Source organism: Bacillus sp. EA-CB0995 (assembly GCF_055814245.1).
Genome location: NZ_CP169269.1, coordinates 3064328 through 3076771, shown reverse-complemented (window position 1 = coordinate 3076771; position 12444 = coordinate 3064328). Strand labels below are relative to the sequence as shown.

The following is a 12444-nucleotide window of genomic DNA, read 5'->3' as shown; positions in this document are numbered from 1 at the left end:
AGTTGCACTGTTTATAAAAAAAGATGAACTGTTTATATGTAGATTTTGGATAAAGAATGATCATTAATAAAATTTTTATCGAAAATCCTATTATGATAATGTAGGATTTTTTCTTGTTCCACAATCAGTTCAGATTCTTGGGTAAGAGAAGGAAGGGTTATGGCTTAATAGTAGCGAAGAGAAAAAGAAAAATTTCTAAGGGGGATATAGCATGTCATAACCATTATTGAATGGTATGGAAGGTGTATTTATACCAGTCAAAGACCCGAAAATATCAGCTGAATGGTATGAAGAAAAATTAGGATTTAAACTTATTTATATTGAGAGAGAAGCTGCTGTTATGAGGATTGCAGAAGAGTCACAAACAGTAGTATGCCTTGTAAGAGTTGTTAATCAACAACCAATGAAGTTTCCTGAGAATAACTTTGGAGTAGGAAAATACTATAACTTTATCTCTAAAGATATTAATGAGATTTATCGACTGTTAATTGAACGTGATGTCAAAGTAAATCCTATTAGTGGAGAAGGGGATACCAGATTCTTTACGTTTTTTGATCCTGATGGAAATCCTTTAGGTGCTTGTCAATAAATTCATATATACCACTTAAGAGAGCTTTAATGGAATAAGAAGCACAGAAATAATCAAACTTTTTCATAAAAGAATGATTCAATAGAATATATTAAGAGTGTGTTTGGATTGATCTTTTTCTCAAAACACGCTTTTTCTGTTTTTCGTTTATCAAGGTTATTAGTATCAATTTGATCAAACATTATTCTAAAGCAACAAATAAGACTTTTAAACGAAAATGGATATTTATGTTAAAATTGGATGTCAGTGTGAAGAAATGATTTAAACTAAAGGGGCCATTTAACGGAATAGCGGTTCGGAAAAAGTTTGAAATTTAAATGGATAGTGATTGGTTGTTAAATAATTAAAATAAAAGAGTTAGTGAAGGGATATGGTGATTTGGAGGTTAAATATTCGAATGTTATTAAACCATTTAGAAGGTTGAAATTACTTGGAATGACCTTGATTACAATCATTTTACTAACATTGGTCTCAGGGTTTCTTTATGAATATACCAGTTACAAAAATGTTAAAAGCAACTACCCTCCAGATGGACAAATGATTGATATCGGAGACAGAGAAATACATATGAATATTAAAGGAACCAAAACGAGTTTGCCACCTGTTGTTATTGAAACAGGGACTGGTAATTGGTCTTATGATTGGTCGAACATTCAGAAAGAACTATCAAAACATACCCAAGTAATTACTTATGACCGAGCAGGGTATGGATGGAGTGATCCACCTTCTAATGGATTTTCTATCGATACGACGATTAATGATTTAAGTAAGATTCTCGAATCTTCTAAAATTGACACCCCTGTAATATTAGTGGGTCATTCTGTTGGAGGGATCTATTCTCGTCTCTTTACAGAAAAGTACCCAGAAAAGGTTTCGGGATTAGTGCTTGTTGATTCTAGAAATGAATATTTTTCAGAACAAGCAAAATCATTTAATGACAAGTTTTTCGAGACACAAGACCAATCGATGAATCGTATATTATCTCAAATTGGAATAGTACGGCTATTTGGGGAAAATATGTTTTCAGATTCAATGCCAAATTACCTTTCTGCAAAAAAGTATGTAAATGTTCATTGGGACACTTCATTTTTTAAAGTATTAAATGAAGAAATCAAGCAAATAAAAAGCAATGAGAAATTACTGGAAGGTACTCGCTCTTTAGGAGATAAGCCTTTAACAATTATCACACCGAGTGACGTAGAATTGCAGGCAACAGAATTAGGATTCTCAGAACAAGAAGCGGATAGCTTTGAAAAGATATGGATGGATTCTCAAAAAAATTGACCAATTTATCCACTAATAGTGAATTCATTTTAGTTCCTAATAGTAGTCACTCAGTAATGTATGACCAACCTGATGTAATAATAAAAGCTATTTTGAAAATGGCTGATGAAATATAAATTGATTATGAAATATATTAAACATCGTGCTTAATTAAATTTTACAGATATTATTGTGCTTTGTTCCATTAAAGGGCGCGATCGTGGAGCATCACAAGTCGAAAATGATTAAACTTTTTTATAAAACCAAAGCTTAAAACTGCTAGATAAGAATCTATTTTGATTAATTTTTTTCAAAATGGATTCTTCTTTATTTACCATAAATACATGTTTGTGAGCTATTTTTAATTAAACTTTTTTCAAAACCACAATATAAAGGGGAAAGGGAGAGAAAGGAATGATTGTTAGAAAAGCATTATTAGAAGAAGCAAATGAGCTAAGTAACCTCGCATTATCCTCAAAAGCAACTTGGAATTATAGTGAAGAATTCATATTAGCATGTAAGGAAGATTTAACAATTACGGAACAATATATTAAGAATAATTATGTTTATATTTTAGAAGAAAAACAAGAAATAATCGGATTTTTTCATTCCAAAGAAAAGAAGCAGACAGTCTTGATTTTCTATATTTAGATCCTAAGTATAAAGGGAAAGGTTATGGAAGAATTCTTTGGGAAAGTGTTATTCAAAAAGCAGTCCAATTAAACATTAAGAGTTTTACGATTGATAGCGATCCGAATGCGAAAGGGTATTACATAAAAATGGGGGCGAAACTAATAGGAGAAACACCTTCTACTGTTTTTAAAGATCGTCTACTTCCGCTTTTGCAGTATGATATGTAGACTTATTCATTTTAATCGGATATTTTGAATTTAATTAGGAGATGCTTAATATGAAGTTTAGGAAAATAGAGAAGATGAGTGATGTTTTATTACAATCTTGGTCAATAGAAACGAGTTCAAAATGGACACCAGATCATCCAGCTAGAGGACAATGTGGTGTAACTGCATTAGTAATCAATGATTTCTTTGGAGGAGAGATCATGAAGACGAAAGTTCCGGAAGGCTGGCATTTTTATAATAGGATCAACGGTAAAAAATATGATTTTACAGCATCGCAATTTTTAGAAGAGATAACATATATGGACATTCCTTCTAATAGAAGAGAAGCATTTGCAGATACAAATGACACGCAATATGATGCTTTAAAACAAAAAGTTCGTATCCACATAAAGGAAGTTATTTCGTGATAATTATCTTTTGACTCTTGGTGATTAATAAGTTACTATTATGGTAGTAACTTATTGGCGGGAATGTTTATATCAAATAGAGTCGAGAGGGGAAATATTTTTGAAAACAGCTTATGTAAGCGCTACAATCGTGACTTTAAATGAAAAGAATGAAGTATTGAAAAGTGGATATATCATTATAGAAGATGGTCAAATTATAGAAGTACAATCAGGGGAATTACCTAGGGAGAAACAAGTGGATCAAGTTATTGATCTTCATGGAAAGTGGGTCTTACCAGGCCTAGTGAATACGCATACGCATGTCTTGATGAGTATTTTACGTGGAATAGGTGACGACATGCTCCTGAAGCCATGGCTTGAAACGAGAATTTGGCCACTTGAAGGCCAATTTACGCCAGAGCTTGCTGTTGCTAGCACGGAGCTTGGTTTACTTGAAATGGTGAAGAGCGGGACGACAGCATTTTCTGATATGTTTAATCCAATTGGAGTAGATCAAGATTCTATTATGGAAGCTGTTCGTAAAAGTGGAATGCGTGCTGCTGTTTCTCGAACATTATTTAGCTTCGGAACGAAAGAAGATGAAAAGAAAGCAATTCATGAAGCGGAAAAGTATGTGAAACGTTATTACAATAAAGATGGTATGTTAACGACGATGGTCGCTCCTCATAGTCCATATGCTTGTTCTACGGAAATGCTAGAAGAGTGTGCACGAATTGCAGTGGAAAATAAAACGATGGTTCATATTCATCTTTCCGAAACAGAGCGTGAAGTTCAGGATATTGAAGCGCAATACGGAAAACGTCCAGTAGAGTATGTAGCAAGTTGCGGTTTGTTCCAGAGACCAACAGTAATTGCACATGGTGTTGTGCTAAATGAAAATGAACGTGCTTTCTTAGCGGAACACGATGTTCGCGTTGCTCATAATCCAATTAGCAATTTAAAATTAGGATCGGGTATAGCAGATGTTCGAGCGATGTTAGAGAGCGGAATAAAAGTTGGAATTGCAACGGATAGTGTTGCTTCTAATAACAATTTAGACATGTTTGAAGAAATGCGCATTGCAACTTTATTGCAAAAGGGTATTCATAAAGATGCAACAGTATTACCTGTGGAAACAGTTCTCTCATTAGCAACAAAAGGTGCGGCAGGCGTAATTGGGATGAAACAAACAGGTTCACTAGAAGCAGGAAATTGTGCTGACTTTATTACAATTGATCCATCTAATAAACCGCATTTACAACCAGCAGAAGAAGTGTTGTCACACCTTGTATATGCAGCGAGTGGAAAGGATGTTTCAGATGTTGTAATTAATGGGAAACATATTGTCTGGAACGGTGAATGTAAAACACTAGATGAAGAGCGTATTATTTTTGAAGCGAGTCGTTATAAACGAGGACTAGTTATGTAATAAGAAGTAGCATCTTTAAAGTAATTAAATGTCGAAGAACCTTTGCTTTAACGCAAAGGTTCTTTGTTTTATCTTATATTTTACAAAATAAAAAGAGAATGCCTTACAAATCCAATGCATTCAGATTTGTAGAAGACATCCTCTTTTCCATCAACCAATAAATGTTTGATATAACAAGAATATATTTAAGGCGATAATTAATACGGCAATCAACCATGCAATAGCTGTTGTAAGCCGATGATTCACTAAACCGCCCATAATGCTCTTTTTACTTGTGAAAATAATGAGCGGAATTAATGCAAATGCAATTCCAAATGATAAAACGACTTGGCTCATTACGAGGGCGTGAGTTGGATTCACACCTAATGCAATAATAACAAGCGGTGGAATCATTGTAATAAATCGTCGCAAATATAAAGGGATGTGCATACGGATGAATCCCTGCATAATAACATCACCGGACATCGTACCAACGGAAGAACTAGATAAACCGGCAGTCAGTAAACCAATTCCGAAAAGAGTTGCTGATGCAGGTCCGACTAGGTGTTCAAATCCGTGAAAAGCGACATCTAAATCTTGGACATGTAGCCCGTTTTTGAAGAATAGGGCAGCTGCTACAATTAACATACTTGCATTAATTACTCCGGCAATGACCATCGCAATTACAATATCAATAAATTCAAAGCGGAAAATCTTTTTTCGTTGTTCATCTGTCGTTCCTACTACGCGGCGCTGTGTTAAAGCAGAATGTAAATAAATCGCGTGTGGCATAACCGTTGCTCCTAAAATTCCTGCGGCAAGTAAAATACTGTTTACACCTTGAAATTTAGGAACGAAAAGTCCTGAGAGAAGAGGACTTAGTTCTGGCTTTGCATAAAATACTTGTACACCAAAAGCAATAACGACTATAAAGACCATACCAGTTATAACCGCTTCTAATGGGCGGAACCCCTGCGTTGAAACTCTAGAATAATAAATGAGCCAACCGCTGTAATTAATGCAGCCGGCAACAGTGGAATACCAAATAATAAATATAACCCTAAGGCAGCGCCGATAAATTCAGCGAGATCAGTCGCCATAATTACTAATTCACCTTGTATCCATAAACCGATAGAAACAGGTTTTGGAAAATGCTCCCGAGCAACTTCTGGAAGGTTTTTTCCGGTTGCAATTCCTAATTTAGCTGATAGAGATTGAATCAGCACTGCCATTAAATTTGAAACAAGGATGACCCAAAGTAGTAAATAACCGTACTGAGATCCGGCTGCAATATTCGTAGCGAAATTACCTGGGTCAATATAAGCTACAGATGCAATAAAAGCAGGTCCCAAAAATGGTAATAATCGTTTCAGTCCTTTTGTTTCACCGCTTAAAGCTAACTGTGCTGATTGCATCGTTCTATTATTTGGTGGAAGGTGTTCTCGTTCTTTTGTGTTTTCTGTCATGTTTTGTTTCCCCTTTTGTTTGTTATCTTGATGCAATTTGTTTTTATGATAGTTATTTATTTTATTAAATCAAAATACACAAATTATATTTCTTTTATTTGAACATAAATTTTTCCTTTGTGCAAATTATATTGCATTAGGAAAAAATTGTGCTAGTTTTTTTGTACATATAATGGATATGTAAGTTAAGTATTTATGTAAAGATTGAATAAATAGGGTGTTTTGAAGTGGCTATGTATATTAAAAATGATAACTTTGATAAGAAGAGTTAGATAGAAAATCAAGTGTATATTTTGAAAATGTAAAACATTTCCCATTTCTAATGTGATTTTAATCTTGTTTTCATCTTGTATTCAGTTTTCATTGTTAGAATGTCCAAAGACAGTAATTTTTTGGGGGTTTTGATAATGCACGCAGTAATTCATGCAATTTCTTTGTTTTTAGCTAAGCTCGGTTATGCTGGGGTCATGCTAGGACTTATGATTGAGGTGATTCCGAGTGAAGTTGTTTTATCGTACGCCGGATTTCTTGTATCACAAGGACAGATGACATTTTGGGGGGCTGTTCTTGCGGGAACGATTGGAGGCACAATTGCTCAATTATTCCTATACTGGTTAGGATATTATGCTGGCCGACCTTTTTTATTAAAATACGGAAAATATTTGTTAATTCGTCCTAAGCATTTAGAAATGGCTGAACGATGGTTCCACAAATACGGTCCAGGTGTGATTTTTTCTGCAAGATTTGTTCCAGTAGTAAGACATGCTATTTCTATTCCAGCAGGAATCGCAAAAATGTCTGCAACAAAGTTTACGATTTACACAGTGGTTGCAATTGTTCCGTGGAGTATGCTTTTTGTTTACTTAGGTAATGTATTAGGAAGCCGATGGGAACAAGCTAATCAAGTGTCTGGTCCGTATGTGAAATATATTATGATCGGCGCGCTTGTCATACTAGCCGTCTATATAATTAGAAAAATTACAAAGAAGAACGTGTCAAAAGCATAATCGTACTTTTATGATATAAAAGGCTGTCCCGTAAGTTAGTTACACTGACTTATGGGACAGCCCTTTTAATAGGTACACAAAAAAATCGACCACCCACTATAGTTGTAAGTAACTACACAAACTGAGTCCCTGAAAAGAAGAATAACCACATTGGAGGAAGAAAACAAAAAACTAAAAAAGGTAACTTCCTTTTACTTGTAAAGTTGGAAAATAAATGAAAATATGAATATGCTTCTTCAACTAACGGGCAGGTTAGTGGAAGAAGCATAGTTGGAAGGAATATCATTCAATTTTATAGAAATTAAAAAAGAGATTAAATAACGTGAGGTGATAATTATGACTGTAAACTCAGAATGCTTAGGTTGCAGTCTTTCTAATCAACTTCTACCAGTAAATGTTGTATATGAGAATGAGTATGTTTGTTGCTTTCTGGACAAGGATCCTTTTAACGAGGGACATACTTTAATTCTTCCGAAAAAACATTTTATAGATGTTGAAGAATTAGATATTGAAACTGCAAATGAAATTATGAAAGCATCAATAATAATTTCAAAGGCACTAAAAAAATTATTTAATCCTGATGGTATCACGATTTGTCAAAACGGGGGCATATTCAATGATTTAACGCATTATCATATGCACGTTATTCCGAGATATAAAGGACAGCGTTTTTATGCTTACTATGAGACACAAAAAGATAACCTCAAAGAAAAGGCGAAATTTCCAGAAATAAAAATCAATTTGAAGAACTTAATTGAAGAGTTATCTTGAACTAACGGGGGCAAGAGCTAAAGATACGGCTGCCATTGTAGGCAGCTTTTCTTATGTCACTAACGGGCATTTGCTTAATAATGGTAAGTCTATCTATTTAGAACAAATATCAAAAAATAATGGAGTAATGATTTTATGTTGAAAAATTTTAAGGATACAAGAAACCCATTAAAAGGTAAAAAAATTGGGGCGATTGGTGACAGTTTTGTTTATGGACATACATTAGGTACTGATAAAGTATGGTTAGAGAAAATTGCAAAAAGAAATAACATGTTCTCTTTAAATTATGGAATTAATGGTAATTGTATAGCTGGTATGAAAGGAATTGCTGCCAGATTTATTGAAATGGAAAACAATTTAGATTATGTGGTTGTTCTAGGTGGACACAACGATGCTAATCCCATAAACAATATAAGTATCGGTCAAAATACAGATTATACAATAGGTACATTTAAGGGAGCTTTAAATATATTAATAAATGGACTTATAAAAAAATATCCATATGCAAAAATTCTATTTTTAACACCATTTAACAGATATAGTTACGAACTAGATTATGTTAATGCTATGGTTGATATATGCGATCTTTACAGTATTCCTTATTTTAATTGTTACACTTCAAGTGGAATTAATTTTTATATTGAAGAGGAAAGAAAAAATTATGACTTAAAAGTCAATGGTGCATATTCAAAACATTTGACTGAATTAGGAAATGAGATTTTCAGTTGTAAGATCGAAGTAATATTAAAATCATTGTAACTTTAGACTTTACTATAAATATGAATAAGTACTGCTGAATGGTTAGACCACTGAAGAGCTATTTATCTAATAATCGATTAAGAACATCAAGTTTGTGAAAAAATGTACTTAAAGTAACGGATGCTTTAGTTGAAGAAGAAAAATTTTTAAAAGAGCCTGTATCTATGATTACTTGGTAATCTAAGATACAGGCTTAATATTTTGTAACTAATTGCCCCTATATATATTTAATCTCATAAGGGCTTTTTTATATTACATAATAGTTAATTGGAAAAGAAACTATTTATTTTCTTTTAATTTTGCTAATGCTTGTTGTACTTCTTCTTGTAGATTTTGGTCTAAAATTTGTGCTTGATTAGGAGCGTTTAACTGATAAAAGTAGTTACTAGCAGCTGCTTCTGCTTCTAGTTTCTGCACGTAAGTTTCGACACGTGTAAAACCTTTCACTGCATTTTCTGTATGGAAAGAAGCAAGTGCTGCGTTACTATTTTTTATGGCTTGCGCCGCATTTAATCGGGAAACAAGAACAAGTTCTTTATATTGTAATTCTTGATATTTCTCTTGCAGTTTGTCAATTTGCTCATATAATGCAGCGGTTTGTTGCTTTGTTATTTCGTACTGTTCACGATATAATGCAGCTTTCTTTTCATTTGTGATTTTATCTTGTAAAGCTAGCTGAGCCATGTTATCTTCCTCGCGAGATACCGCAAGTTCGGCTTGACGAGTTCTTTTTGCGATAAGAGCATCAGCTTCCGAAATTAATGCTTCATATTTCTTTTCTAAATATAATTGGTGAGCCAGAGCTTTTTGTGCTTTTGTAATTTGTTCTTCTGTCTCTCTCAAGTATTGCTTCAGCATGCTAATAGGGCTTTCTAGCTTATCCAACGTTTGATGTACATCTGCCATTACAATATTTTTAATGCGTTTTAGGATACCCATTGTTTAGTTCTCCTCCTTACGAATATTACGTTCCCATTGGTCTAAAATGTCTATTTGTTTTTGCATTGTTGAAAAATTATATGTGTGAATATCTATATGCTCATTTGCTATCGTTCTTTTTTGTTTGAATTTTCTATACGCCCAAGTAATAGTTGCGGCAAGCGCAAGTATTGGAATAAGCGGGAATAAACCGATAACAAGGAGTAGCACTCCTGTCCACTTCTTAGCCATATTTCCTTCAGATTTACGAAGAATTAACCAACCGAAAAGAACAAAGCCAAGTTCTAATAGGAATGGTGCAAAGAATACAGCATCAAACTCTTTTTCATGATGCTTTTCATGATGAGTATGTCTTTCAGAGTCAGCAAAGCGCCCTTTCTCCGTAAAGAAAGCTTGTCCTTCTTTATGGGAGGCAACGGCATATTCAGCTTCTCTATGCTTCTCATGATTCCATCTTTCTGACTTCATACTATGTAGTCCGAAGAATAGTAAAGTAAGAAGCAGGGGAAGGATTAAAATCCATTTTAGCCAGCGCAGCTTTTTGCATTTGTTCTTTTTCTTTTTCATGTGTTCACCTCCACCCATGATTCATTATGTTTCAAGAAAAAATGAATCTAGAATTACTTTTGATAGAGTCAAAATCTGAATGTTTTATCACCTCGCTATATCTTTAGTAAGTCTTAGTGTAAATCCTAGATGTGAGAAGGGAATGAAAGGGGAATGATGAAAATATGAGAAATATATAAGAAAATTCTCATTATAATTAAAAACTCGCCAAATAGTTGACGAGTTAATTTTTAAGTAACGTATTTCATTTTTTTAGATAGATAGTAAAAATAGTCCCATGACCTAATTCACTCTCTACAGAAATATTGCCTCCATGTAATTCAATAATTTCTTTTACAATTGCAAGACCTAAACCGCTTCCGCCTGTTGCGCGAGTTCGGGATTTATCGACTCTATAAAACCGCTCGAAAATATGAGATAGATCTTGTTCAGGGATACCTTCTCCTTCATCTTTTACTCTAATCTTAACGATTTCCTTGTTCTCTGTAACTGTAACAAATACTTTAGAATTTATGTCAGAGTGAGAATAGGCATTGTTTAACAGATTGAGAATAACTTGTTCAAAACGTTGTTCATCGAGTAGAAGAACAACGTCTTCTGGACACGAGGAAATAATACGAATATTTTTATCGGTATAAGCTGGTTGGATTTTTGTTAATATGTTTTTTAATAAATCATATAGATTAGTCTGCTTTGTATTAATAACAAAATTGTGTTTTTCCATTTTAGCTAATTCAAATAAATCTTGAACAAGCCGTGTTACATGATCAGCTTCTTCTTTAATAATAGATAAATAATGATTTTGATCTTGTGCAGGAATCTGATTTTTAATAAGAATATCAGCGTATCCTCTAACATATGTTAACGGTGTTCGGAGTTCGTGTGCAACGCTAGCTAGAAATTCTCCTCGTTCTTTTTTCAAATAATTTAAATCATCTGCAAGTTTTTGGATAGAATGTGCTAGTTCTCCTACTTCATCATTTCTATTAATATTTAAAGATACGGATAAATCCCCTTTACTCATTTTTTCTGTTGCTTTTTTCATTTTAATTAAAGGATTAGTGAGAAGTTTTGATAATAAGAACATGGTAATAACAGTAAGGATAAAGGTAATGGCACCAACAACTATAAATTGGTAAGTTAAACGCTGAATCATTTGTTTAATAGAGTCAGTACCTAAAAACATGTATACATATCCTTTCGTATCACTACCAACTTGAATGGGACTAATTGTACAAATATAATTAGATGTTTTCCAATGATCTTCCACAACTGTGCCATTTTTATTAACAGGAGGCATTTTTGTATGTAAATGTTTTTCCATGGAATGATCTACATTACTTGATTTTGCAAGAATTTCTCCATTTTTCGAAGTAATGACAACCTTAGTTTCTGCTTCCGATTCCATGAGAGCCACGTGAGATATAGTTTGATCATCGAAGTATTTCTCCAGTACATCACGATGATTATTTCCTCTAGTAAGGAGAGATTTTACTTCTTCCTGAACTCTCGTATTGACCAAGCTGTAATACAGTAGAAGAAACAATATACTTTCAATTAGAAAAGTACAGATAAAAAAATAAAATCCAAATTTTACTGAGATACGTTTCATAAACCTTCACGATCCTTGTTGTTTAGTAATATCATATATCTTTCTCTTCACTTGCCCAGCGATATCCGATTCCATATATAGTCTTAAGGTGATCATGAATTGGAAATGAAGATTTTCGTAATTTTTCGCGCAAGTTACGAATATGGGAATCTACAGTTCGATCCTCCGTTTCTGATGTATGTCCCCAAATACGTTCAATAAGTTGCTCACGACTAAATACATAATTTACATTATTTAAAAATAAACCGAGTAGAGAAAATTCAATTGGGGTTAATAACAGTTCATTGCCATGCACAGTAGCAGCATGTTTTGCTTCATCCCACACCAATCCTTTATATTCTATTTTATGATGCTGCTTTGTTCTGCGTAGCACGGCCTCTATGCGAGCTAATAATTCTTCTTCATGAAACGGTTTCGTGATATAATCGTCAGCTCCTCTTTTTAACCCTTGTACAACATCTTGTGTATCATCACGAGCAGTTAGCATGATAACTGGTACACTATTGAACTCACGAATTCTCGCGCAAGTTTCCCAACCATCCATTTCAGGCATCATAATGTCTAGTAAAATTAATCGAAATTCTTTTTCTTCTAATAAAGAAATCGCTTCTTTACCAGAAGTTGCTTTTGTACAGTGATACCCCCTAGGGGCTAAATATAATGAAAGTAAATCTAGCATACGTGGTTCATCATCTACTAATAGAATATTAATCATAAAAGTCCTCCTTAACTAAATGATACATAAACATAAGATATTTTACTAAAAGATATTGAAGAAATTATGCAGGCCGCTATTTGTTTTCTTGTCTTTGTCTCT

General features: G+C 33.6%; 11 protein-coding genes and 2 pseudogenes. 8 read left to right on the top strand and 5 right to left on the bottom strand.

Annotated features, from left to right (window positions below; all coding sequences use genetic code 11):
* The first annotated feature begins 235 nt into the window (after nt 1-235).
* From ACEWFJ_RS15910 to ACEWFJ_RS15890, 5 genes and pseudogenes are all read left to right on the top strand, one after another.
* Nucleotides 236-589, top strand: coding sequence for a VOC family protein (locus ACEWFJ_RS15910; RefSeq protein ID WP_473692551.1), 354 nt, complete (start codon nt 236-238; stop codon nt 587-589).
* 420 nt (nt 590-1009) lie between these two features.
* Nucleotides 1010-1873, top strand: coding sequence for an alpha/beta fold hydrolase (locus ACEWFJ_RS15905; RefSeq protein WP_473689190.1), 864 nt, complete (start codon nt 1010-1012; stop codon nt 1871-1873).
* 393 nt (nt 1874-2266) lie between these two features.
* Nucleotides 2267-2712: pseudogene (locus tag ACEWFJ_RS15900) on the top strand (GNAT family N-acetyltransferase).
* Between the two features lie 50 nt (nt 2713-2762).
* Nucleotides 2763-3119: a YunG family protein gene (locus ACEWFJ_RS15895; protein ID WP_473689189.1), complete on the top strand. Its 357-nt coding sequence runs from the start codon at nt 2763-2765 to the stop codon at nt 3117-3119.
* A 40-nt stretch (nt 3120-3159) separates the two neighbouring features.
* On the top strand, nt 3160-4527 hold the full coding sequence (locus ACEWFJ_RS15890; RefSeq protein ID WP_473689188.1) for a bifunctional S-methyl-5'-thioadenosine deaminase/S-adenosylhomocysteine deaminase: 1368 nt from the start codon (nt 3160-3162) through the stop codon (nt 4525-4527).
* A 150-nt stretch (nt 4528-4677) separates the two neighbouring features.
* Here the strand turns inward: ACEWFJ_RS15890 and ACEWFJ_RS15885 are convergent.
* Nucleotides 4678-5972, bottom strand: a pseudogene (locus ACEWFJ_RS15885) (Nramp family divalent metal transporter).
* Nucleotides 5973-6376: 404 nt separating this feature from the next.
* Between ACEWFJ_RS15885 and uptA the strand changes: the two are divergent.
* From uptA to ACEWFJ_RS15870, 3 genes are all read left to right on the top strand, one after another.
* Entirely contained in the window at nt 6377-6979 is a 603-nt protein-coding gene (gene uptA / locus ACEWFJ_RS15880; protein WP_473692549.1) for an undecaprenyl phosphate transporter UptA, read from the top strand.
* 336 nt (nt 6980-7315) lie between these two features.
* A complete protein-coding gene (locus ACEWFJ_RS15875; protein ID WP_473689187.1) occupies nt 7316-7750 on the top strand; it encodes an HIT family protein in 435 nt (144 codons plus the stop codon).
* A gap of 135 nt (nt 7751-7885) precedes the next feature.
* Entirely contained in the window at nt 7886-8509 is a 624-nt protein-coding gene (locus ACEWFJ_RS15870) for an SGNH/GDSL hydrolase family protein (protein ID WP_473689186.1), read from the top strand.
* Nucleotides 8510-8788: 279 nt separating this feature from the next.
* Here ACEWFJ_RS15870 and ACEWFJ_RS15865 read toward each other — a convergent pair whose 3' ends face one another.
* From ACEWFJ_RS15865 to ACEWFJ_RS15850, 4 genes are all read right to left on the bottom strand, one after another.
* Entirely contained in the window at nt 8789-9448 is a 660-nt protein-coding gene (locus ACEWFJ_RS15865; protein ID WP_473689185.1) for a PspA/IM30 family protein, read from the bottom strand.
* A 3-nt stretch (nt 9449-9451) separates the two neighbouring features.
* On the bottom strand, nt 9452-10015 hold the full coding sequence (locus tag ACEWFJ_RS15860; protein WP_473689184.1) for a hypothetical protein: 564 nt from the start codon (nt 10013-10015) through the stop codon (nt 9452-9454).
* Nucleotides 10016-10259: 244 nt separating this feature from the next.
* Nucleotides 10260-11627: a sensor histidine kinase gene (locus ACEWFJ_RS15855; protein WP_429716716.1), complete on the bottom strand. Its 1368-nt coding sequence runs from the start codon at nt 11625-11627 to the stop codon at nt 10260-10262.
* Nucleotides 11628-11658: 31 nt separating this feature from the next.
* Nucleotides 11659-12342, bottom strand: a complete 684-nt coding sequence (locus ACEWFJ_RS15850; RefSeq protein WP_473689183.1) for a response regulator transcription factor — start codon at nt 12340-12342, stop codon at nt 11659-11661.
* Between the last annotated feature and the right edge of the window lie 102 nt (nt 12343-12444).

Excerpts from the sequence above, each read along its gene's own strand:
- ACEWFJ_RS15910 (WP_473692551.1), top strand. The coding sequence starts at position 236 with ATGGAAGGTGTATTTATACCAGTCAAAGACCCGAAAATATCAGCTGAA.
- ACEWFJ_RS15895 (WP_473689189.1), top strand. The coding sequence starts at position 2,763 with ATGAAGTTTAGGAAAATAGAGAAGATGAGTGATGTTTTATTACAATCT.
- ACEWFJ_RS15890 (WP_473689188.1), top strand. The coding sequence starts at position 3,160 with ATGGTAGTAACTTATTGGCGGGAATGTTTATATCAAATAGAGTCGAGA.
- ACEWFJ_RS15875 (WP_473689187.1), top strand. The coding sequence starts at position 7,316 with ATGACTGTAAACTCAGAATGCTTAGGTTGCAGTCTTTCTAATCAACTT.
- ACEWFJ_RS15870 (WP_473689186.1), top strand. The coding sequence starts at position 7,886 with ATGTTGAAAAATTTTAAGGATACAAGAAACCCATTAAAAGGTAAAAAA.
- ACEWFJ_RS15865 (WP_473689185.1), bottom strand. The coding sequence starts at position 9,448 with ATGGGTATCCTAAAACGCATTAAAAATATTGTAATGGCAGATGTACAT.
- ACEWFJ_RS15860 (WP_473689184.1), bottom strand. The coding sequence starts at position 10,015 with ATGAAAAAGAAAAAGAACAAATGCAAAAAGCTGCGCTGGCTAAAATGG.
- ACEWFJ_RS15855 (WP_429716716.1), bottom strand. The coding sequence starts at position 11,627 with ATGAAACGTATCTCAGTAAAATTTGGATTTTATTTTTTTATCTGTACT.
- ACEWFJ_RS15850 (WP_473689183.1), bottom strand. The coding sequence starts at position 12,342 with ATGATTAATATTCTATTAGTAGATGATGAACCACGTATGCTAGATTTA.